This window comes from Streptococcus sp. HMSC034E03, from assembly GCF_001811505.1.
Taxonomy (GTDB): domain Bacteria; phylum Bacillota; class Bacilli; order Lactobacillales; family Streptococcaceae; genus Streptococcus.
The window spans coordinates 1-22,945 of the sequence record NZ_KV804978.1; the positions used below are offsets into that span (position 1 = coordinate 1).

General features: G+C 40.5%; 23 protein-coding genes. All 23 read right to left on the reverse strand.

Annotated elements, in window-relative coordinates; all coding sequences use genetic code 11:
• Window positions 1–69 precede the first annotated feature (69 nt).
• The gene (dnaJ, locus tag HMPREF2805_RS04245) at window positions 70–1,206 is read right to left on the reverse strand and encodes a molecular chaperone DnaJ (RefSeq protein ID WP_075231535.1); all 1,137 of its coding nucleotides are present in this window, start codon (window positions 1,204–1,206) and stop codon (window positions 70–72) included.
• A gap of 271 nt (window positions 1,207–1,477) precedes the next feature.
• On the reverse strand, window positions 1,478–2,110 hold the full coding sequence (locus HMPREF2805_RS04250) for a DJ-1/PfpI family protein (protein WP_075231536.1): 633 nt from the start codon (window positions 2,108–2,110) through the stop codon (window positions 1,478–1,480).
• A gap of 57 nt (window positions 2,111–2,167) precedes the next feature.
• On the reverse strand, window positions 2,168–2,494 hold the full coding sequence (locus HMPREF2805_RS04255) for a hypothetical protein (RefSeq protein ID WP_075231537.1): 327 nt from the start codon (window positions 2,492–2,494) through the stop codon (window positions 2,168–2,170).
• A gap of 68 nt (window positions 2,495–2,562) precedes the next feature.
• The gene (dnaK, locus tag HMPREF2805_RS04260; protein WP_075231538.1) at window positions 2,563–4,386 is read right to left on the reverse strand and encodes a molecular chaperone DnaK; all 1,824 of its coding nucleotides are present in this window, start codon (window positions 4,384–4,386) and stop codon (window positions 2,563–2,565) included.
• Window positions 4,387–4,636: 250 nt separating this feature from the next.
• Window positions 4,637–4,864 carry a hypothetical protein gene (locus HMPREF2805_RS04265; protein ID WP_075231539.1) on the reverse strand — a complete coding sequence of 76 codons (228 nt, stop codon included), beginning with the start codon at window positions 4,862–4,864 and terminating at the stop codon, window positions 4,637–4,639.
• A 39-nt stretch (window positions 4,865–4,903) separates the two neighbouring features.
• The gene (gene grpE, locus HMPREF2805_RS04270; RefSeq protein WP_075231540.1) at window positions 4,904–5,419 is read right to left on the reverse strand and encodes a nucleotide exchange factor GrpE; all 516 of its coding nucleotides are present in this window, start codon (window positions 5,417–5,419) and stop codon (window positions 4,904–4,906) included.
• A gap of 26 nt (window positions 5,420–5,445) precedes the next feature.
• Entirely contained in the window at window positions 5,446–6,480 is a 1,035-nt protein-coding gene (gene hrcA / locus HMPREF2805_RS04275) for a heat-inducible transcriptional repressor HrcA (protein ID WP_075231541.1), read from the reverse strand.
• 165 nt (window positions 6,481–6,645) lie between these two features.
• Window positions 6,646–7,152 carry a DUF2812 domain-containing protein gene (locus HMPREF2805_RS04280; RefSeq protein ID WP_075231542.1) on the reverse strand — a complete coding sequence of 169 codons (507 nt, stop codon included), beginning with the start codon at window positions 7,150–7,152 and terminating at the stop codon, window positions 6,646–6,648.
• A gap of 21 nt (window positions 7,153–7,173) precedes the next feature.
• A complete protein-coding gene (locus HMPREF2805_RS04285) occupies window positions 7,174–7,749 on the reverse strand; it encodes a DUF2812 domain-containing protein (protein WP_075231543.1) in 576 nt (191 codons plus the stop codon).
• Complete coding sequence (locus HMPREF2805_RS04290; protein WP_075231544.1) at window positions 7,749–8,069, reverse strand: PadR family transcriptional regulator; 321 nt, start codon at window positions 8,067–8,069, stop codon at window positions 7,749–7,751. Before HMPREF2805_RS04290 ends, HMPREF2805_RS04285 begins: the two co-directional genes overlap by 1 nt.
• A gap of 118 nt (window positions 8,070–8,187) precedes the next feature.
• Window positions 8,188–9,534, reverse strand: coding sequence for a type I glutamate--ammonia ligase (gene glnA, locus HMPREF2805_RS04295; RefSeq protein ID WP_075231545.1), 1,347 nt, complete (start codon window positions 9,532–9,534; stop codon window positions 8,188–8,190).
• Between the two features lie 35 nt (window positions 9,535–9,569).
• Window positions 9,570–9,926, reverse strand: a complete 357-nt coding sequence (glnR, locus tag HMPREF2805_RS04300) for a transcriptional repressor GlnR (RefSeq protein WP_000659543.1) — start codon at window positions 9,924–9,926, stop codon at window positions 9,570–9,572.
• Window positions 9,927–10,001: 75 nt separating this feature from the next.
• Window positions 10,002–10,529 carry an FUSC family protein gene (locus HMPREF2805_RS04305; protein WP_075231555.1) on the reverse strand — a complete coding sequence of 176 codons (528 nt, stop codon included), beginning with the start codon at window positions 10,527–10,529 and terminating at the stop codon, window positions 10,002–10,004.
• A 129-nt stretch (window positions 10,530–10,658) separates the two neighbouring features.
• Window positions 10,659–11,639 carry a phospho-N-acetylmuramoyl-pentapeptide-transferase gene (gene mraY, locus HMPREF2805_RS04310; protein ID WP_075231546.1) on the reverse strand — a complete coding sequence of 327 codons (981 nt, stop codon included), beginning with the start codon at window positions 11,637–11,639 and terminating at the stop codon, window positions 10,659–10,661.
• A gap of 1 nt (window position 11,640) precedes the next feature.
• A complete protein-coding gene (gene pbp2X, locus HMPREF2805_RS04315; RefSeq protein WP_075231547.1) occupies window positions 11,641–13,896 on the reverse strand; it encodes a penicillin-binding protein PBP2X in 2,256 nt (751 codons plus the stop codon).
• A gap of 3 nt (window positions 13,897–13,899) precedes the next feature.
• Complete coding sequence (gene ftsL, locus HMPREF2805_RS04320) at window positions 13,900–14,217, reverse strand: cell division protein FtsL (RefSeq protein WP_075231548.1); 318 nt, start codon at window positions 14,215–14,217, stop codon at window positions 13,900–13,902.
• A gap of 9 nt (window positions 14,218–14,226) precedes the next feature.
• Entirely contained in the window at window positions 14,227–15,177 is a 951-nt protein-coding gene (gene rsmH / locus HMPREF2805_RS04325; RefSeq protein ID WP_075231549.1) for a 16S rRNA (cytosine(1402)-N(4))-methyltransferase RsmH, read from the reverse strand.
• Between the two features lie 71 nt (window positions 15,178–15,248).
• Window positions 15,249–17,072, reverse strand: coding sequence for an excinuclease ABC subunit UvrC (gene uvrC, locus HMPREF2805_RS04330; RefSeq protein ID WP_075231550.1), 1,824 nt, complete (start codon window positions 17,070–17,072; stop codon window positions 15,249–15,251).
• Window positions 17,073–17,142: 70 nt separating this feature from the next.
• Complete coding sequence (locus tag HMPREF2805_RS04335; protein ID WP_075231551.1) at window positions 17,143–17,844, reverse strand: matrixin family metalloprotease; 702 nt, start codon at window positions 17,842–17,844, stop codon at window positions 17,143–17,145.
• A gap of 106 nt (window positions 17,845–17,950) precedes the next feature.
• On the reverse strand, window positions 17,951–18,730 hold the full coding sequence (locus HMPREF2805_RS04340) for an alpha/beta hydrolase (RefSeq protein ID WP_075231552.1): 780 nt from the start codon (window positions 18,728–18,730) through the stop codon (window positions 17,951–17,953).
• Window positions 18,731–18,795: 65 nt separating this feature from the next.
• Complete coding sequence (locus HMPREF2805_RS04345; RefSeq protein WP_075231553.1) at window positions 18,796–20,457, reverse strand: ribonuclease J; 1,662 nt, start codon at window positions 20,455–20,457, stop codon at window positions 18,796–18,798.
• A gap of 993 nt (window positions 20,458–21,450) precedes the next feature.
• Window positions 21,451–22,143 (reverse strand): phosphoglycerate mutase, encoded by a 693-nt coding sequence (locus HMPREF2805_RS04350; RefSeq protein WP_070679035.1) that lies wholly within the window; start codon window positions 22,141–22,143, stop codon window positions 21,451–21,453.
• A gap of 132 nt (window positions 22,144–22,275) precedes the next feature.
• A complete protein-coding gene (locus HMPREF2805_RS04355) occupies window positions 22,276–22,644 on the reverse strand; it encodes a hypothetical protein (protein ID WP_075231554.1) in 369 nt (122 codons plus the stop codon).
• Window positions 22,645–22,945: the final 301 nt, after the last annotated feature.

Genomic DNA, 22,945 nt, shown 5'->3' on the forward strand with positions numbered 1-22,945 from the left:
TTAGAAACTTGAGTTCTAAGGACTTTGTCTTCAATCTGAAGAGCCCTCGGGCTCTTTTTACTTTATGCTCTATTCTCCTTCAAAGGCATCCTTAATATGGTCAAAGAAGCCTTTTTTCTTTGGATTGACTTTTAGATCACCTGCAGCTGCGAATTCTTTCAAGGCTGCTTTTTGTCGTTCGTTCAAGCCTGTTGGAGTCACGACATTAACAGTCACGTATTGGTCACCAATGGCACCACCACGAAGGCTAGGCGCACCTTTACCACGTAGGCGGAATCGTTTACCAGTCTGAGTTCCTTCTGGAATGACTAATTCTACATCACCATGAACTGTAGGGATATCTACTGTATCACCAAGTGCTGCTTGAACAAAATTGAGGTTCAAATTGTAGAAGATAGTAGTTCCTTCACGTTCAAACTTATCACTAGTTTCAACTGAAACCACCACGTACAAGTCACCATAAGGACCACCATTAAAGCCGGCTTCACCTTGACCAGCTAGGCGGATTTGTTGACCTGTTTCCACACCAGCAGGGATTTTTACGTGCACGCTATGGGCTTGTTTTTCATGACCAGTTCCATGACAGGTTGTACATGGATCTTTAATTTCTTGACCACGGCCATGACAGACATCACAGGTTACTTGGCGACGCATCATACCAAGAGGTGTTTGGGTATCAACATTGATCACACCTGAACCATGACAGCGTCCACAAGTAACTGGACTTGTTCCAGGTTTAGCACCAGACCCATTACAAGTACGACAGCTTGCTTCACGATTGTATTTGACTTCCTTTTCTGTACCAAAAATAGCTTCTTCAAAAGTCAAATGAACGCGATACTGGAGGTCGTCACCTTGACGAGGGGCGTTTGGATTACGTGATGCACCGCCACCACCAAAGAAGCTTGAGAAGATATCTTCAAATCCGCCAAAGCCACCTGCTCCATCAAAGCCACCGAAACCGCCAGCACCACCAAAGCCACCGTTGGCTCCAGCCGCACCATATTGGTCATAGGCAGCACGTTTCTGTTCATCGCTCAAAGTTTCATAAGCTTCTTGAACTTCCTTGTACTTGTCCTCAGCACCAGGATCCTTGTTGATATCTGGGTGATATTTTTTAGATAATTTCCGATAGGCCCTCTTGATCTCATCTTGAGATGCATTTTTCGAAACGCCCAAACGGTCGTAAAATTCAGTATTGTTCATAATTCAAGATACAAAGGGCGTTAAACGGACACAGCCAAAATAGGAGTTTTGACGACGAACGATCACGTCCTAGAAAAAACTATCTTTTTGGCACAGTCCGTAGCCCGTGTTCAGTTGCGAACACCTTTGTTCCTTTCTATTGATGTTGTGAATCAAACCTCGATGTAGGTCGGGTTCAATTCCTTTCTTTTATATTGAGTAAGAAACTTCAGAGCTCGGCTACAATTCCCCAAACGCTCTTTGTTCCTTTCTATAATTTTTATGTAAATCTTTAGAGGGTGTTTTCTATACTTCGCTTCACTTGATCAAACTCTTCATCTGATAGAGTAAATAACAAATCCTCTTCTGAATATTCGTTCTGTTCTTTAAAATAGTTGTCCGTATTCTCTGCCAACCCTAGACTTAGAATCACTTTCCTTGCAAACTCTTGATGTGCGAATCCTATAGCCGTAATGATCTGTTTATCTTGCACAAGAACTTTCGGTTGGAAATTCTCACGAGGAAGAAATTCAAAATAGTCAAAGAAGTTTTGCCAAATTCCACCTGTAAATTTCGTGTCCTTCAACAAGCCTGCTTTGGCTAATAAAAGGGGGGCTGAAGAAATGGCTGCAATTAGTATATCTTGCTCATTAAGACTTCTCAAAAACGAGATCAATCTCTCATCTTGTAGAGCAGGACCTATATTTACCATTCCTGGCAAAATCACACAAGAATACTCTTCTATACGGATTTGCTCCAATGTTTTAGTCGGTTGACAGGGTAAGCCATCCTCAGATATAACTATCGAATATTCTGAAGCTGCATAATCAATTGTTACACCAAAAGATAAAGCTAAAGTACTTGTTAAAGTGGTTATCTCATAAAGAGAAAAATTAGGATAAATGATACAAAGTACTTTTTTCATACGCAACATCCTCTATTTTACCGAAAAACAGAGGCTGGGTTGCAACCTCTGGATTTCTTATAACAAATTCGGATACTCCCTAATTATATTGATAATATCTCGAGCATTAGTTATATTTTCTGAGTAACTTCCACTCGCGCCATCATCATCTTGGTAACTATAATTACTTGTTAATGAATAATCACTTTCAATTATGTATTCTTTAACCCAATTCCTAGTATATCTACCATCCGAACTCCAGCTATCAAAGCTACCTTCTTCAGTATGTCTATTCCCTACCGAATTAATAAAACGCATTAACCAATCTACATCACTATCATTCAAATGACAACTCGCGATATCTACGAATTGCGAAAGATACTCTCTTTCTTCTTTAGTAGCCATATCATTCTCCTTTAAAGTATAACTATCTAATAACCAGGGAAATTAAATCTATAACTTAATAAATCTTTTTACTTTTCAGTAAACTCTCCGTCTACGACGTCATCGCCTGCGTTTCCTGTTGCTTGTGCGCCTTCTGCTCCTGCTTGAGCTTGTTGTGCTGCTGCGGCTTGTTCGTAGAGTTTCACAGCAAGTCCTTGAGCTTTTTCGTTCAATGCTTCAAGTTTTGCTTTCATGTCATCCAAGTTGTTGTCTTCTTGAGCTTTCTTAAGCTCATCAAGAGCAGCTTGAGCAGCGTCACGTTCTGCGTCGAAGCCTTTACCTTCAGTTTCCTTGATTGTCTTTTCAGTCGCAAAGATAGCTTGGTCTACTTCGTTACGAAGATCAACTTCTTCTTTACGTTTCTTATCTGCTTCAGCGTTAGCTTCTGCATCTTTCATCATGCGGTCGATTTCTTCGTCAGTCAAACCTGAGTTCGATTGGATCACAATCGTTTGTTCTTTTTGAGTTCCAAGGTCTTTAGCCTTAACAGACACGATACCGTTCTTGTCGATGTCAAATGTTACTTCAATTTGAGGAATTCCACGAGGTGCAGCTGGGATGTCTGTCAATTGGAAACGTCCAAGAGTCTTGTTATCTGCTGCCATTGGGCGTTCACCTTGAAGAACGTGGATATCAACAGCTGGTTGGTTGTCTGCTGCTGTTGAGAAGACTTGTGATTTAGATGTTGGAATAGTTGTGTTACGGTCGATAAGTTTTGTGAAGACTCCACCCATTGTTTCGATACCAAGTGACAATGGTGTTACGTCAAGAAGGACAACATCTTTGACATCACCAGTAATCACACCACCTTGGATCGCAGCACCCATAGCAACTACTTCGTCAGGGTTTACTGATTTGTTTGGTTCTTTACCAGTTTCAGCTTTCACAGCTTCTACAACAGCTGGGATACGAGTTGAACCACCAACAAGGATCACTTCGTCGATTTCTGACAAGCTCAAACCTGCATCTGAAAGGGCTTGACGAACTGGAACTTTTGTACGTTCTACAAGATCACGAGTCAAATCGTCAAATTTCGCACGAGTCAATGTCATTTCCAAGTGAAGAGGTCCAGCTTCACCTGCAGTGATGAATGGCAAGCTGATTTGTGTTGAAGTTACACCAGAAAGGTCTTTCTTAGCTTTTTCAGCTGCATCTTTCAGACGTTGCATTGCCATCTTGTCAGTAGACAAGTCAATACCGTTTTCTTTCTTGAATTCTGCTACCAAGTGGTCAATGATTTTTTGGTCAAAGTCATCACCACCGAGTTTGTTGTCCCCTGCAGTTGACAATACGTCAAAGACACCGTCACCCAATTCAAGGATAGAAACGTCAAATGTACCACCACCAAGGTCAAATACCAAGATTTTTTCTTCTTTGTCAGTCTTATCCAAACCGTAAGCAAGAGCTGCTGCAGTTGGTTCGTTGACAATACGTTCTACTTCAAGACCAGCGATTTTACCAGCGTCTTTTGTTGCTTGACGTTGAGCGTCGTTAAAGTAAGCTGGAACTGTGATAACTGCTTTAGTTACTTTTTCACCAAGGTATTCTTCAGCATAACCTTTCAAGTATTGAAGAATCATAGCTGAGATTTCTTGTGGAGTGTATTCTTTACCGTTAGCAGAAACTTTTTCAGAAGTACCCATTTTAGATTTGATAGAAATCACTGTATCTGGATTTGTGACTGCTTGACGTTTTGCTGCGTCACCAACGATGATTTCACCGTTTTTGAATGAAACTACAGATGGAGTTGTGCGGTTACCTTCTGGGTTTGCGATGATTTTGCTTTCAGTTCCTTCAAGAACTGCTACTGCTGAGTTTGTTGTACCTAAGTCAATACCGATAATTTTAGACATGTGTTTTTCTCCTTAAATTTTATATTCTATTTTCTATTTTTCTTTTTGATACTCTTCTTAGGTGGCGGCGCCGTCAGAGCTTAACTTCGTTAATCTCTTTGACTAAACTTTGAGCCTAAGGTCTCAAAGTTTGCGCAAATAGCGCCACGGCGAAGAGTATCGCCAATGGTTCGCTTCGCTCACTATTGGCAAAGACGAACCATTGTTTATCTTTCTTTCATAGTTTAGTGTCGTTTCGGACAAGACTAAATCAGTCTTTCTTATTTACTGACATCTCCTCTGTAATTAATAATAACAATTGACCAATTAAAATCGGTTGCAATATAAGTTCTAATACTTTTTGCAACCAAATTACTGGCTGCGTTCCAAAATAAGAAACTTGTGCTCCTTCCGAAATAGGATAAGCAAAAAATATCCCTACTACCAAAAAGAAAACGACAATTCCAATAGCCCAATTTGTAGACGCTATCTTTTTCATTCTCATCTTCCTACTATATTGTTTCGACATATAAAATTCCTAGTTATAAACCACTACCATAGCCGGTCTTAGGATGCGGTCATGTAGTTTGTAGCCTTTTTGGAAGACTTGTGCGATGGTGTCTGCTGGATGCTCGTTATCCGCTGGAACTGTTTGAATAGCCATGTGGTAGTTATGGTCAAATTCTCCATCTGCTGGGATTTCTTCGATACCTTCTTCTTTCAGAGCATGTACCAAACTTTCTTGGACCATTTCCAAACCCTTCTTCACATCATCTGTCAACCCTTCAACGGCAAGGGCACGTTCGAGGTTGTCGAGTGATGGCAAGATTGCTTTCGCCAAATCTTGGCTGCGATAGCGTTGCAAGAGTTGGCGTTCTTCGTTGGCACGACGCTGAATGTTTTGCATTTCTGCGTGGGCACGAAGATATTTGTTTTCAAATTCTTCGGCACGTTCATTGGCCAAGTCCAATTCAGACTTTTCAGGAGTTGTTTCTTCAGCTGTTTCCACAACTTCCTCTTCTTTTACTTCTTCATTTTTAATATCTTGGGCCATTTTCGCCTCCTTTAATGATTTCAATCTTAATTCACTTCATAGTGATTACTGCTGAGATAGCGGTAAAAATCCGTCAACTTCATAGTCAAAACTCGATTGACAACATTAAGTTGATTAACCAATTGTTGATAATCCAGATTGACCGGACCTATAATCGCAAGAATTCCAAACCCACGATAGGGAATCAGGAACTTACTGCTAATCACTGCTAAGTCAGCAAGACAAGATTCTTGGCTATCCGCAACTCGGACACTTTGCATCTGGTCGCCAATCAGATTCTCTCGAATTTCCAAAGCTACCTTTTGTGGCTGATCAAAAAATTGATAGGCCGCTAAATTAGCGAAATTCAAGAGATTGACTTTCCCAGAAACTACGATATTTTCATTGAACATTTCTTTGAAGATATGCTCAATAAGATCCATAACGTTATCCGTTGTTGTGAAGTAACGTTGGATAATTTGCGGAATCTCTGTCCGAATCTTGTAGTGAATATCCAAAACAGTCTGATCCAGGAAACGTTCTTGAATCATGGTCTTGAGGCGGTTCAAATCCTCCTGCAAGAAATTTCTCGGAATCAAAAACTGACTGGTAACTGTTCTAGACTCATCAAGCGTAAAAACAGCAAGAGCTGTATGTTGCCCGAGGACAACAATATCAAAAGCTGTTAGCTTCTGCCTACTTGGTTCTACATCCAGCGCTACAACCGTACAACCACTCGAGTCTGACAAAATTTTCGTCGCCTCTTGAAGAATATCCTCTAGCTTGAAGAATTCTTGATCAAAGGCTTTTACAATCTCATAAACTTGATTTTCAGCTAAACGGTCGAAGGATAAAGAGTGTTTGACATAGTATTGAAATCCAGCTACACTCGGCATCCGACCACTGGAAGTATGAGCCTTTTCAAGCAAACCTTGCTTTTCTAGGGCTGCCATATCATTTCGAATGGTTGCACTACTTGAGTTGATAGACTCTTGCAAGGCTTTGGATCCAACAGGTTCGTGCGTTTTGGTAAAGATGTCAATAATCAGATTTAAAATATTCTGCTGACGTTCTGTAACCATCTCGCTACTCCTCTCTGATAGATCTTTTAGCACTCGATACATTCAAGTGCTAACTTATGATTCTATTATACACCCTTAAAAGAGAATGTCAAGACAAAAACTCAAAAAATTAGCACTCTTTTATCAAGAGTGCTAAAAATCAGTCTGAGGACCTAGAAACTATTGTCAATCAAGCAGATATTTCCGTCTAAGTCTGTAAAAACTATAGATTAGATAAGTAATCATGAGAGCATATAGGGCAAAAATAATGAAGAAAGACTGAGAGAGACTTTCGCGAAACAGGCTCATACAAACAACTAGACCGCCAGAGATAGAAACTGTAGATGTACGAAGTCCAGATTTCACACCATCCCATCTAAAACGATTATCCATGAAAAATCGATCATTTAAATCTACATCACAAGTTGCTTTTCGAAAAACAGTATAAGAACAATTTTCCACAAATTCCCATCCTCTATCCTTAATACTTTGTAAATCTACATCATTTTTTCTAAGGTAGCTAGTATTCCACACACGGTAAATCACATCATCTGGTCGGCATTGTTCAAAATAGAAAAAACCAAAACGATTCGATTTAAATTTCCAACCTTTCAAATGCATCTCATGCAAATAATCTTCTACCTTATCCAAATCAAAAATGGTAAACATTCGAAATTGTACTTTGCTATTCATTGTCTAACCTCCAAAATGGTTTTATTTATCAGATAATTCTTTCCACTTTTGAAACAATCTCCAAAAAATATAAGAAATCTGAATCGCAAAAACGATCAATAAAGTACCGTCTATGATAACAATCAAAAACATTCCCCAACTGAAATAACTTCTTCCACTGAGTAACTTTGAGAAAACCGGTAGTAGCACTGAAAAGAGAAGCAAAACAGGAAGCATCCGCATTGTTAAAATCTTCTTGACCATTGCTAACTTCCCGGCCGCGTCATTATAAATTTCAAACTCGGCATTCGACTCAACTCCAGAATAAAGCTTTCTAAAGTAGGAAAAACCATTAAAGTCTGTAATATGCTCCCAGCCACAATCTTTAAACAGTTGTAAATAGGAAGCTCTCTCTGACTTTTTCATAGGATAAAAGTCCAACTGATAAACCACCTGCTCCGGTTGGCACTTTTCAAAAGTATACTTAACCGCAATTACTAAGCTAGAGTAACTTACTTCCTTAAGTTTCCAGCCCTCAGCATGCATTTCACTGAGATAGAGAGCCTCTCTATCATAATCCGCAATGGTACAAATCCTATAAACAACTTTCTTTTCCATCAAAGCTCCTCCCGACTATTTCTGTAGAGCCGCTCAATACGTTTCAACTCAATCTCTAAAACTTTACGGCCCAAGTCTGTTATCTGATAGATTTTTCGTTTTTCCTCTTCTCGGACAAAGGAGATCAAACCGTCTTTTTCCATCTTTGACAGGGTTCCATACATGGTCCCAGGACTAATTGAAACCTGTGAATCTGTCATCTCTTTGACCTTTTGTGTAATACCATAACCATGGTTCTCCTTTTGCAGACAGAACAGAATATAAAAACCTGTTTCAGTCATGGGAAGGTAGACCCGTCTAATCTTATCTGTTAATCCCATTTAACAAGACCTCCTATTCAGTTCGATATATCGCACTTCGTTATACAAAATATATCACACCTCGATATAAATTGCAAGAAAAAAAGATTGCCCTCACGGACAATCTTATTATTTGTTATTAGTAAAGATCTAGGTAGTTATCAACTTCCCATTGTGAAACGAAGGTTGCATAACTTGCCCATTCGATTCGTTTAGCTTCAAGGAAGCTGGTGTAGATGTGATCTCCTAGAGCAGCCTTAACCACCTCATCCTCAGTCAAAGCCTTCAAAGCGTTGTGAAGAGTTGATGGAAGGTCTGTAATACCAGCTTCCTTACGCTCTTCTGCTGTCATGATGTAGATATTTTCTTCGATAGGAGCTGGTGCTTCGATTTTGTTTTCAATACCATGCAGACCAACTTCCAACAGAACCGCCATAGCGATGTACGGATTAGCCATTGGATCCACTGAACGCAACTCAAGACGAGTTCCCATACCACGTGAAGCAGGCACGCGCACAAGTGGCGAACGGTTACGACCAGCCCAAGCAATGTAAACAGGCGCTTCATAGCCTGGAACCAAACGTTTGTATGAGTTCACTGTTGGGTTGGTAATAGCTGTAAAGTTGTAAGCGTGCTTGATCAAACCTCCAAGGAAATGATAGGCTGTTTCTGATAGTTGCATACCTTTTGGATCATTTGGATCAAAGAAAGCATTGTTCCCTTCAGCATCAAACAAGGACATATTACAGTGCATACCTGATCCAGCAATACCAAATTTTGGTTTGGCCATAAAGGTTGCGTAAAGCCCATGTTTGCGAGCAATAGTTTTAACAACAAGTTTAAAAATTTGAATCTTATCACAGGCACGGAGAACTTCATCGTACTTAAAGTCAATCTCGTGTTGTCCAACCGCAACCTCGTGGTGACTCGCTTCTACTTCAAATCCCATTTTGGTCAAGACGTTAACAATCTCACGACGAGTGTTATCGGCAAGGTCTGTAGGCGCCAAATCAAAGTAACCACCCTTGTCATTTACCTCAAGAGTTGGATCACCATTCTCATCCAGTTTAAATAGGAAGAATTCTGGTTCTGGTCCAAGGTTGAAAGACTTGAATCCAACTTCTTCCATGTGGCGAAGAGCACGTTTGAGGTTTCCACGAGGATCTCCAGCAAATGGTTCCCCTTCTGTTGTATAGACATCACAGATCAATCCTGCGACACTACCGTTCTCATCTCCCCAAGGAAAGACTGTCCAAGTGTCCAAGTCAGGGTAGAGGTACATATCTGATTCGTTGATACGAACAAACCCTTCAATAGAAGATCCATCAAACATAGCCTTGTTTGACAAGACCTTGTCTAGTTGTTCATCTGTAGCAGGAATTTCGACGTTTTTCATAGTTCCCAAAATATCTGAAAACATGAGACGGATAAAGGTTACATTTTTTTCCTTAACTTCACGACGAATATCTGCAGCTGTGATTGGCATGGTTTTTCTCCTTATATATGACGACTTGCGGTTGCCTAACCGCGACCAAAAGGTGATTGTTGAGAAGCGAAGCGACTTTGCTGGAGAACTTCATTCCGAAGCGCTCTACGCACTTCAGTTTGACTCACTGGTTTCTTAGACTTCGCCTCACGTTCAGCATATTTTTTCTTGATGGCAGCAATGTTAAGACCTTCAGAGATATAATCTTTAATCTCAAGCAATCGATCCATGTCATTCAAAGAATACATACGGCGATTGCCCTCGTTACGATCAGGCTTAATCAATTCCTGGTCTTCATAGTAACGAATTTGGCGCGCCGAAAGATCGGTCAGTTTCATAACACTGCCAATAGGGAAAACTGCCATATTGCGACGAAATTCTTTTTCCTTCATGTACACTTCCTTCTTTCTGTCTATTATAGTCTAAAAAAATTCAATCGTCAATCAATAATGTTATATCTTATAACATTATTTTTCTTTTTTCTCTAAAATACTTCGTAAACGATCAATATCGTAATTTACAAGAATTGCCACAAAAACACCCATAAATGTTTCAAAAACTCGGGCAAACACGTACAAAACAGTCTCACCATTTGGAATTGATAAGGTAATAATCAACATAGCCGCAACTCCACCGATAACACCTGCTTTATTGTTCATAGCAACATTTGTCATAATGGTTAACATGGTGCAAATTGGAACAACAAGGAGGGTTACCCAGAAGGAGCCGTGAAAAAGATTATTTAAGAGAAAGAAAATCAGGGCATAAAAACCACCGATACTATTTCCGAGAATACGAGAAGTACCAAAATGAACACTCTTGTCAAAGTCTTCTCTTAAACTAAAAACTGCAGTCAAGGCTCCAATCTGAAGTCCTTTCCAACCAAAAAAACCAAAAATCATGAGAACTAAAAAAACAGCGATCCCTGTCTTGAAAGTTCGCATCCCTAACTTAAACTTGGATTTGTCAAATCTATACTTTTTAAAATAACTCATCATTTCAACTTTCTATTTCCATTTTACCATAAATTTACCTATTTTTGAGAAGGGGATGCAATAAACTGATGGAAATAAAAAAGAGAAGGAACTTAATCCTTCTCTATCTGATGATTCCACACTCTCTTTTTAGAACAAATACATGAAAACTAAAGTCAAGAGACTAGCGAGCAAGCCCACTCCCCAGAAGAAGAAGTCGACCTTCCATTCACTCCAGGCTTGCCCTTTTCCAGAAAAACCACCCAGCTCAAAATGGTGATGAACAGGTGTCATCCGGAAGATACGCTTACCTCCACTCAGTTTAAAATAGCTGACCTGCATCATGACAGATGTTGTTTCAAAGACATACACTAGACCAATCAATAGAAGAGTCCACTCTTGGTGAAGAGCCATTGAGATAGCAGCCAACATTCCTCCAAGGGCTAGACTTCCTACGTCCCCCATAAAGACTTTAGCTGGTTTGTGGTTAAAGACAAAGAAGCCAAGCAAACCACCAATCATGGCTAAAATTACTAACAGGATATCTAACTGGTTTTGCACATAAGCAATCACTCCGTAGGCAGATAGACTAATCACCACCGAAATACTTGCCAAACCATCAATTCCATCAGTCAGGTTAACTGCATTTGAGAAACCAACTAACCAAAAGAGGGCAAAGAGAATGTAAAGAACACCTAAATGCAAGGGATAACCAAATACATTTAAGATATCTCCTCCTCTTTCATAGAAGAAATAGAAGATCACTCCTCCGACCAACTGAAGCAAGAGCTTCTGTTTAGGATTAAGTCCTTCATTGATTTTGCGGAAAACCTTGAGGAAATCGTCCAAGAAACCGACCAAACCATATAAGACCAGGATAAAGAGGATCATTCCGACATTATTGGTTAATTGATTAGTCACGAGAGCAAGGACCAGACTAACTAAAACTCCTGCTAGGAGAAAGACGAGTCCCCCCATTGTTGGTGTCCCGGCTTTTGCTTGGTGTTGTTTGACATCTTCATGCATCTGTTGACCGGTAATCTGTGCTTTATGGTAAAAACGGATAAAGGCTGGAATTCCTATGACTGTTAGAATAAAGGCAATCACTCCAGCAAAGATAGAAATAAGCATTCTAATCTCCTAATGTTATTTTTATTTTCTGTAAATCTTTTAAAGCTGTATTGGCACGAACACTTTGCTTTTTAACAGTTTCTCCTGTACCTTCAAACTCAACTTGGATATTCAGCCATTTGGCAAAGGTTTCAACATTTTTCTTAGACCATCCATATAAGTCAGGCATCTCTTCTACCTTATCTGAAAGGAGTAAGATTTGCTGATTGGCGTCTAGATTGGTTCCTTCTGCTACAGAGCTTTCTTTGATTTTTGTTCCCGAACCGATAACAATTGGTTGTACAAGGTTACGACGGAGTTCCTCAGCTAGATCTCCAGGGCTATAATCCTTCATTTCTGGCATGGAATAACTAGTTGTAGATGTTACCTGATCCAAGCTTTTAGCTGTTGATTGAAGATTGAGTGTATCTTTCATTGCTGAAGCTCTTTCCAGAATAGGGTTGGCAAATTCTCCTAACTGTATTCCTGAGTAATGTTCTGGCTGTTGAACGGTCACATAGAGGATGAAATCTGGATTTTCAGCTGGGTGCATAGAGACAACTGAGAAAATATAGTTGGTTGAACCTTTTAGATATCCTCCATTTTGTTCATCCGCAATCTGGGCAGTCCCTGATTTCAATGCCACATTATAGCCAGGAACGTTGATTGTCCCTTTTCCTGTACTATGATTGTACATTGTACCATAGGTAGGATCTGTACCAACCATCACCATGTGATCTCGAGTCAGGCTAGCTGCTTCCTTGGACACAGGATTTCCCACAACTTCCTTTTGTGACTTACGTACTGTTTGATCATTTGGATCATAAAGGGCACTGATAAATTTAGGCTCCAACATAACCCCATCATTGGCAATAGCCGTAAAGGCACGAAGCATCTGGGTTTGCGTAACAGAAATCCCTTGACCAAAGGAACTCATGGCAATATTAACGATATTATCTTCAGGGAGTTGACCAGCATACTCTTCACTCATCCCAAACCGAGTCGGAACTCCAAATTTGAAACGATTGAGATAGTCTAACCAAGTAGCATCACCCATTTTCTGCTCAAGGAGAGTCATACCGATGTTACTAGAGTGAGCAAAACCTTGCGAGAAGGTCATCATTCCACCACTAGTCAGACCTTCATTGACATCCCAGTCTTTGATGGTAGCATCCGCCACCTTCAGTTCACTACTGTTGAAATATTCTCCTCCAGGGAAGGTATTGTTATCTATAGCTGCTGCTAAGGTCATGACCTTCATGGTTGAACCTGGTTCATAGTTACTTTGGTAAAGGATATCACGCCAGACAAAGTCCTCTGTAATCCCTTCTTTGGTATCAGCATCAAAGGTCGGCCTTTGAGTCGTGGCCAGAATTTCTCCTGTCTTGGCGCTAACCAAGGTCGCAGTCATATACTTGCCTTTCACTTTTTCCTGGAAGGCATCCATTTGGCTTTCCATAAAGGATTGCAAAGGACTAGATATTGTCGTGTAGACATCTTTTCCATCTACGGTTTGTTGAGTGACTTGTTCCGTACCTGGAACGATATCCCCCAAACGATCCTTTTCATAGGTAATAATACCATCTGTCCCTGCTAACAATCTATTCAAGGAGCTTTCAATACCAGATGTTCCAATAAGGCTCTTTGAACCATCTTCATTTTCATGAAGCTGGGCTAGACCAATGAAGGATGAAGCAAATTTCCCATTTGGATAACTTCGATTGGGGCTTGTGGTAAAATCCACTCCCTCAACCTTGGCAGCTTCTAGATCCTTTTTTATGGACATCATATTTGCGTAGGTAATCCCATTTCCTTTAGTACCAAAGGAAACCTGTTTGAGATTGGGTTGAGAGAGTTGATCTTTGACGTAGGTCTCCTCCATATCCAAATACTTATGGAAAATTTCGGCTACCTTATTGTACTGAGATTCCTCAACATATAGAATATCTCCATTCGCAGACTTATAATCCTTATCAATGACCGCATAAACATTGTAGGAGGTTGCATCTTCTGCAATCGGAGTTCCATTACGATCATAAATGGTTCCCCTCTTAGCAGGGACTGTTCGAGTTGTTTGATGAACCTTATAAGCTTCTTTGACCAGGTCAACACCAAACTTCTTTCCCGTACCAATAATCACCGCAAAGTTAACCAAAAAAACAGCAAAGAGAATGACAGCCAAGAGACTAAGGCTTTTTCCAACTCGTCTGCGGTTTTCTAGAGGAGTTCTGCGATTCTTAATGGCAAAGTGTACTATTTTTTCTTTCCATGTTTTCATATATTACTCCGCCGATCGGATATTTCCATTGTTTAATTGCAAGTCTTGCGAATCCGCGACACCCGCCAGACGTTCTGAGCGAATCAATTCATTGACTTCTTGCTTAGCGTCGTCCAGCTCCGTCTTTTTCTCCTCAATCTGTCTGTTGACAGTTGTCAAATCACTTTGAACTTGTAGGAGCTTGGTTTGCATATAGACCACACTGATGGCTAAGACAAGGGCTGTAATGGCAATCGAAAGGTAAAAGGCCTTCTCAACACGTGAAAATCTCTTGATACGAGCTTGCAGTAATTGGCTCGTTGTTTCTCTTTTTTCTACCATTTTATCCCCTTACTTATGAATTTTTCGAGCTACTCGTAACTTGGCTGAGTGGGAACGATTATTGGCCTCCAACTCCTCCTTGCTTGGTAGAATCGGTTTGCGAGAGACTAATTCCATCTTGGGCTTAAGATCATCTGGGATGAAAGGCAAGCCTTTTGGCACTTCCACTGTTGAAGCTTCCTTGAACAATTGCTTGGTCAAGCGATCTTCCAGTGAATGAAAGGTAATGACTGAGATTCTTCCGTCCACTGCTAGTAATTCCATAGCTTGTTGGATGGACTCATCTGCAGCTCCTAATTCATCATTAACCTCAATACGGATGGCTTGGAAAATCTGCTTGGCCGGATGACCTTTTTTCTTGAGTTCCTTGGCAGGCTTAGCAGACTTGATAATCTCGGCCAATTCTGTCGTGGTCTCAATCGGCTTCAGCTCACGCGCCTGTTCAATCTTCCGAGCGATCTGTTTGGAGAATTTGTCCTCGCCATACTTGAAGAAAATACGAACCAAGTCATGATAGTCATAGTGATTGACAACCTCATAAGCTGTCAAACTAGCCTCCTGGTTCATCCGCATGTCCAGTGGCGCATCTTTTTTATAAGAAAAACCTCGTTCACGCTGATCCAATTGCGGGCTCGAAACTCCCAAATCATAACAAATGCCATCAATTTCTTCTACACCTGCTTCCTGCAAACGTACCTGCAAATGACGGAAGTTGTCCTTGATGAAGGTAACCATTCCTTTTTCGATATAAGGCGCCAGACGTTTTTGGGCGTTGTCAATGGCATTCTGGTCCTGATCAAAGGCATAGAGATGCCCCTTTTCACTTAATTTACTTAATAAATACTCGCTATGGCCTGCTCCACCCAAGGTCGCATCAACGTAAATACCGTCAGGTTTTACATCAAGCATATCAATGGTTTCATGGAGCATGACCGTTACATGATGAAATTCTTTAGTCATATCTTATCTATTTTACCACAATTCTGACTAGCTTGCACTCGCTAAAGCAAAAACCTTTCCTTACTACTTTATCACTTGTATTCAGCAGGCGATTCTGCTACCTGAGCTAGTTCTACACGCTCTTGAGGATTCAAGTGTTGGCGAACAGCCTCTGCTACTGCTCTTGGTATACCAACTGCGACAATCTCATCCACGCTGGCTTCCTTGATTTTTGTCAGAGATTTGAAATATTTCATCAAATTCTGCTTGCGTTTTGGACCCAGGCCTTCAATTCCATCCAATTGAGAGGAGAAGGAATTTTTAGAGCGCAGTTGACGGTGGAAGGTGATTGCAAAACGGTGAACCTCATCCTGAATGCGTTGTAGGAGGAAGAATTCCTGCGAATTACGAGACAACTCTACCACCTCAAGTGGGTCTCCAAAGAGCAATTCATGAGTTTGGTGCTTGTCATTCTTTTGCAGACCTGCAATCGGAATATCTAACCCCAACTCTTCTTGAATAACTTGCTTAGCGATATTGACTTGTCCTTGTCCCCCATCAATGACAATCAAATCTGGCGGTGTCAAGCTATCACGCTGGACGCGCCCATAGCGTCTGCGAATAACCTCTCGCATGCTAGCATAGTCATCTGGTCCCACAACTGTTTTTATCTTGTACTTGCGGTAATCCTTCTTGCTCGGTTTCCCATTGACAAAAACAACCATGGCAGAAACTGGACTAGTCCCCATGATATTGGAGTTGTCAAAGGACTCGATACGGACAGGTGTCGGAATTTGTAAAAGTCGCCCAAGATTTTCAATAGCCCCTTGAGTCTTTTCAACTGATTTCTCTAACAGATTAAACTTCTGCTCCAAGCTTACACGCGCATTTTTGATAGCGAGATTGACCAGTTGTTTTTTCTCCCCACGTTGGGGCTTTAGAACCTTGGTATCCACCAAGGCCTTGACGGCTTCTTCATCGATATCCTGAGGAATCAAAATTTCATTAGGAACCAGGTGAGATTTTTCTTGATAGAATTGTCCTACATAGGTCAAGAAATCCTCATCTGGATCATTGTAGTAAGGAAAGAGATTGACATCGCGTTCAATCAACTTGCCCTGACGGACAAAGAAAACCTGAACACACATCCAGCCCTTGTCTACATAGTAGCCAAAGACATCACGATTTTGGAGATCCTTGGCCATAACCCGTTGCTTGGTCCGGAGCGTTCCAATAGCTTGAATCAAATCACGGTATTCAGCCGCACGCTCAAATTCCATACTCTGGGCTGCCAAGTTCATCTTACTTTTGAGATCATCAATGATTTTGTCATCCTGCCCCTTTAGAAAATCAGAGACTTCTTGAGCCATGGCTTTGAAATAGGCCTCGTCTTTCTTACAGATGGTGTGAGCCACGCACTGCCCAATATGGTAATAAAAGCAGACCTTTGATGGTGGATTGGTACATTTACGAAAAGGAAAAATTCGATCCAATAGCCGTTTGATTTCATTGGCCGCCCCCACATCCGGATAGGGTCCAAAATAGAGACCTCCGTCTTTTTTGACCTGACGGGTGATAATCAAGCGAGGATAGCGCTCATTGGTAATTTTGATGAAAGGATAGGACTTGTCGTCCTTGAGCATAATATTGTATTTAGGCTTATTTTCCTTAATCAGGTTAATCTCCAAAAGGAGGGCTTCAATATTAGACTCCGTGACAATAAACTCAAAATCTACAATCTCAGACACCAAGGCTTCTGTCTTGGTATCATGACTTCCACGGAAATAAGACCGTACACGATTGCGTAGATTTTTAGCCTTTCCTACATAGATAATCGTACCGTTTTTATCTTTGTGAATGTAACAACCAGGGCTGGTCGGCAAGAGCTCTAGTTTTGATTTAATCAAGTTATTCATAGTTCCATTATAGCAAAAAGCCCCCTTCATTGCTTACATCAAGGAGCTCTATTTTTCGTTTGAAAATCACTTATTCTCCAGACTCATAAAGTTCTTGAACTGCTTGAACATCTTGAGCCTGAATACCATAATAAGAACCTGCTGGCTGCATGACTGACACTTCATTAGTATGCTCCAGCCCAATGGCATGTCCTAACTCATGCTCTGCTGTATGCAAGATGCGATCATAGGTATAGCCATAGTTTGGATTGGATAGATAATAATGATTCAAACGAACTGTTACTGAAGTAAATTGTTTGGTTAGGAGATTTGTCTGGCTCTCCGCCTCACCAGCAACAGATGTGGAACCATCATTCATTTCAGTCGCAAAAATAGTTGCTTGGTCAGGTTCTGTCACAACTACAAAATTAAAAGCACCGGTCTGATTCCAACTGGCAATAGCCTCAGCGTAGGCCCTTTGGAATGTTGCATCCATTTGAGGATCAATATAAATAGTCGCCTGTGCTTGGGGCCATTTTACTCCTGAATCTTGATGATGATCAGTCTGAGACAAACCTTGCAATTTACCAGTTTCTTGCCATTGATGCCAACCTGCTTGACCAACTTGAACAAGTTGCCCCGCTTGATTGAAGATACCAGATAAATCTCCCGTCACATACCAGAGAATCCCTAAAGCAATGAGAATTAAGACTACAAGAGTCCACACAAGGCGCCAGAACATGCGCCAAATCCCTAGTAACAATCGACATAGAACACGAATAATCCAGAACATGATTTCCCGCCTTTCTAAAAAAATAAGAACCCATCTTTAAGCCATGGATTCCCATTCTAAAGATAGATTCCTTATTTTACTTGAGTAAGCTGAAAGAAAACTAAAACTAAGACAAGCGTTCTTCCAAAACAAAATCAATTGGCAAGGTAGCCAAAAACCGTTCCAATTGTTTTTCCCAATAATACCACTCATGGGTCCCTGCACTGTGGCTATAGGTCACATCAAAACCAAGTTTCTTGAGATTCTTCACTGCTAGATTATTGGCAGCATACAAGAAATCTTGTTCACCACACCAAGCCCAGAGTTTGGTCTTCTTGTCTGATTTGTTAGCAAGAGTTTCAAGTGAGTAAGGACTAGTTTCCCAGTTATCAAGCTTACCAAAAACACCTCGCCAGTAAGCAAGCGACCCAAGATTTTGACTTTCTGGAGAAAACTCTTCGAAACTGAGAGCACCAGAAAGACTAGCTGCATGTGAGAAACGGTTAGTTGATAGGGCCAATTTGAAGGAACCGTAGCCTCCCATTGATAGACCAGCGATAAAAGTCTTTTCACGCTTGCTAGACATATTAGGGAAGAAGCGTTTGAGCACTTTAGGCAGTTCTTCTGCTAGAGCTGTATAGTAGTTATAGCCATACTGAGTATCTGTGTACCAGCCATTACTTGTATTTGGCATGACAACAATTAGATTGGTCCCTCGCACCAAGCGCTCTACATTGGTCCGTTTGAGCCAGCTATTATGATTCCCTGACATCCCATGTAAGAGATAGAGGACAGGAATATCTGTAGAATCTGGCTCCTCAACCCGAGACGCATCTGGGTAGAGAACATTCACTCCCCACTCCATATCTAAAACTTCTGAGTAATACTCAATCTTCATTACTGCCATAACTTGCTCCTTATTCGTTTAAGATAAGAAAAAGCCGAAACTCGACTTTCTCTTGCTATTTGATCCTATTTTGCTTCCATGACTACTGGTAAGATAGCTGGGCGACGCTTGGTTTGGTCAAAGAGGAACTTAGCCAAATGATCACGTACCTTACCTTTGAGTTCAGCCCAATCAAAATCTTCACCTTGGAGGTAATCTTCTACTGTTTGATTGACTAACTCTGTACTTTCGCGCAAGATATCACGACTCTTCTTGAGATAGACAAATCCACGCGTGTGCACTCGAGCTTTAGCAATGATTTTTTTCTCACGACGGTTAACAGTGATAGCCACGATGAAAATACCATCTTCTGACAAGACCTTACGGTCACGAAGGACGACATTCCCAACATCCCCGATAGCATTCCCATCAATCAAGATATCGCCTGCTGTCACTGCACCAGATGGAACAAAGTCCCCATGCTCATAAGACATGGTTGTTCCTTTTTTAGGGATGAAAATCCGTTCCGGCAACATACCAACTGCCATAGCCGCCTTAGCATGGGCATCCAACTCACGGTATTCTCCTTGGATCGGGAAGAGATATTTAGGTTGCAAGAGATTGATCATCAATTGCAAATCACGCGCATTCCCATGGCCTGAGACACGTAAGCTATGAGTAATTGGCTTGACAACTCCACCCGCTTGGTAAACCATATTTTCTACACGTGCCATCACCGCTTCCTTGGCGATTGATGGCGTTGTAACGATATAAACTAGGTCACCTTCTTTGATTTCAACATAACGGTGACGACCGATAGACATCTTGCGTAGGCCGTTAATGGGTTCACCCATACGTCCAGTTTCAAGGATGATCAATTCGTGATCTTCAAAACGAGACATATCTTTTGGTTTAATCAAAAGATTTTCACTTGCTAGAGACAATTTTTTCAAGCGAATCGCTGTACGGACGATATTTTCAATGTCAAATCCTGTCAAGACAACACGGCGTCCAGTCTCCGCAGCTGCATCAAAAACTTGCTGGATACGAGAAAGGTTACTTGCAACCGCAGCAACGATGATACGTCTATCCCAGTCAGAAATGGTTTGCGTGATTTCTACACCAACTTCATTTTCACTAGCTACTTGGATATTGCTATCTGCATTTGCTGAGTCACTAAGCAAAGCCAAGACCCCTTCGCGACCAATCTCTGCCAAACGCCCAAAGTCAGTGGCGTAAGATTCACTAGCCGTTTGGTCAAACTTGAAATCCCCTGTATAGACGATGTTTCCTTCAGATGTTTTCAAGACCACACCCAAACTTTCTGGAATAGAGTGGGTTGTACGGAAGAAGGATACTACCGTTCCACCAAAATCAATCTCTGTATTTTCATCAATGACATGGAAATCATCAAATTTCTTGACGCTGTCATTTCCCTTAACAAAGAGTTTGGCCAGTTCGATAGTCAACTCTGAGCCAAATACAGGAACCTTAGCTTCTGCCAAGAGATAAGGGAGGGCGCCAATCGCATCCGCATGCCCGTGTGTTAGGAAGACCCCAGCAATACGGTCACTATTTTCAAACAAATAGTCCATGTTGGGAATAACGACATCGACACCCAACTGTTCATTTTCAGGGTATTTCAAACCTGCATCTAATACAAAAATCGAGTCGTTAATTTCTGCGATGTACATGTTTTTACCATTTTCACGCACACCACCAAGTGTTGTTAATTTAATAGTATTCATTTTTCCTCCGAATAGTCACTTCAACTGTTTGTAGAGCTTTAAAAGCTCTCTTTTTCTGAAAGTCCAATTCACTTTCAGCAGAATCTTTTCCATTCATTATACCATTTTTTTACTAATTTTCAAAATGAATCTCACACATAATCCGACTTCAACTATCTCTTTCCTATCATTCTTACAGATACTGGAGGAGAGTTTGCTGGTAAAAAACAGGAATGACCTGCGCCCTAAATGTTAGATTTTTCTTGGCTGCTGGTCAGCATTATATGGCTTTTATAATGAATGAGCACTTATCCCCTTTCTATTTCAGCAAATCAAAAACAAGTGAACAGCATGTTAGCAGAGGCTTTCAAAATTGACCAATCTGAGTATACTATCTCTCATAGCTACCAAGGATAGGAATAGCACCATGATTTTTATCATCAATTTTTTAATAACAAGTATTTTTATAAATAAAAAGGACACGATGATTCCCTTCTTTAGTGCTTGGAAATGGGATCTCGTTCTAAGGCTATGAGAAAATGTTTAAGCCTCTGAACCGAGTGTAACATGAGATTGTAAACAATATTGATTATTATAGTGGATTAAAATAAGATATGAACAAAGAAATTAGGAAAGTCAAATAAATTTCTATAAATATTTTAGAATCCGTAGCCTACTATTCTAGGTTCAATCCACTATACTTAAATACTCAATGAAAATCAAAGAGCAAACTAGGAAGAGAGCCGCAGGTTGCTCAAAGCACTGCTTTGAGGTTGTGGATAGAACTGACGAAGTTAGCTCAAAACACTGTTTTGAGGTTGTAGATGGAACTGACGTAGTCAGTATCCTACATATACGGTAAGGCGACGCTGACGTGGTTTGAAGAGATTTTCGAAGAGTATAAAATCAAACTAAAAGGACTCAGCTCTGTGCAAGACAGAACTAAATCCTTCGCTTGAATTATTTGTGTAACTTTTTGAAATCGATATAAATCAATCCTAAACTTACAATTTTTTATTTTCCAAGGTAGTATTCAGAAACTACATTCAATTTTTCGTCGAATTCGAATACCAATGGTGGGAAGTTAGGGATTTCCACGTCCATGATTTCGTCGTCTGACAAACCTTTGATGTGTTTTACAAGAGCACGGATTGAGTTACCGTGTGCTCCTACGAATACGTTCTTACCATCTTTAAGAGCTGGAGCGATTTTATCTTCCCAGAATGGAAGGGCACGTTCCAAAGTTACTTTCAAGTTCTCAGCATCTGGGATAACTGAGTCATCAAGTGAAGCATAACGACGATCAGTGTGAGCTGAATATTCGTCATCACGAGGCATTGCAGGAGGCAACACATCGTATGAACGACGCCAGATGTGAACTTGCTCATCACCAAATTGTTCAGCTGCTTCAGCTTTGTTTTTACCAGTCAAACCACCGTAGTGACGTTCGTTCAAGCGCCATGATTTTTCAACTGGAACCCACAATTGGTCAGATGCTTCAAGAGCCAAGTTAGTTGTTTTGATCGCACGTTTCAATACTGAAGTGTAAGCTTGGTCAAATTCGATACCAGCTTCTTTGATCAATTTACCAGCGTCAATCGCTTGTTGTGTTCCTTTTTCAGACAAATCAACATCAGCCCAACCAGTGAAAAGGTTAGCTTTGTTCCATTCAGACTCACCGTGGCGAGCAAAAACCAATTTTACCATTTGATGGATACTCCTTTTATTTTCCGAGGTTTCCCTCGTTTATCTATTCTATTTTACACAATTTTTCACAAAAAAGCTAGTCAAAATCGACTAAAAAGAGAAGAGGTGACCTCCCCTTCTCTCAATAAACAACTATTCTTGAACTTGAAATTGTTTCAAACTTGTTAGGAATAGGGCGCCACCGATGACAATGACAATTCCACCAATCCAGCCTAAAAATGGAATCAGTCCTACTACAGAACCAACGATTAACAAAACAGATGGCGCCATTGATATGCGCTTATCATCCTTATAGTAGATTAGAGAGAGAATTCCAAGAATGAGAGTTGCGATTTTTACTAAGGTAAAAACAATGAAGATAATCGCTAAAACTACTCCTGCAAAATCTTCATTCGCAAAAATAGATGCAACCATTAATATTACGACTGGCAAAATTGCCAAGAGCGAGCCTGAGATAGTCCCAATAATTCCAGCAATTTGCGCTAGTGTTTTTGTCTTCATAAATGTCTCCTTCAAATTTTAATAATTGTTATTCTACCATATTTTAAGTTAAATTCAAAGCTTTTCCAAGTAGACCACAATATCATCAGTGGCACTTTATTTTCCTTAAGTCATATAGTAAATTGAAATAAAGTATGAACAATTCAATTAGGAAAGTCAAACTAATTTCTAGAAATATTTTTAGCAGTCGTAATGTACTATTATAGATTCAACCTGCTATAAATTCCTTTTTTTATAGTAGATTGAAATAGAATATGGACAAATTGATGAGGTAATTTTAAAGTAATTTCTAACAATACTT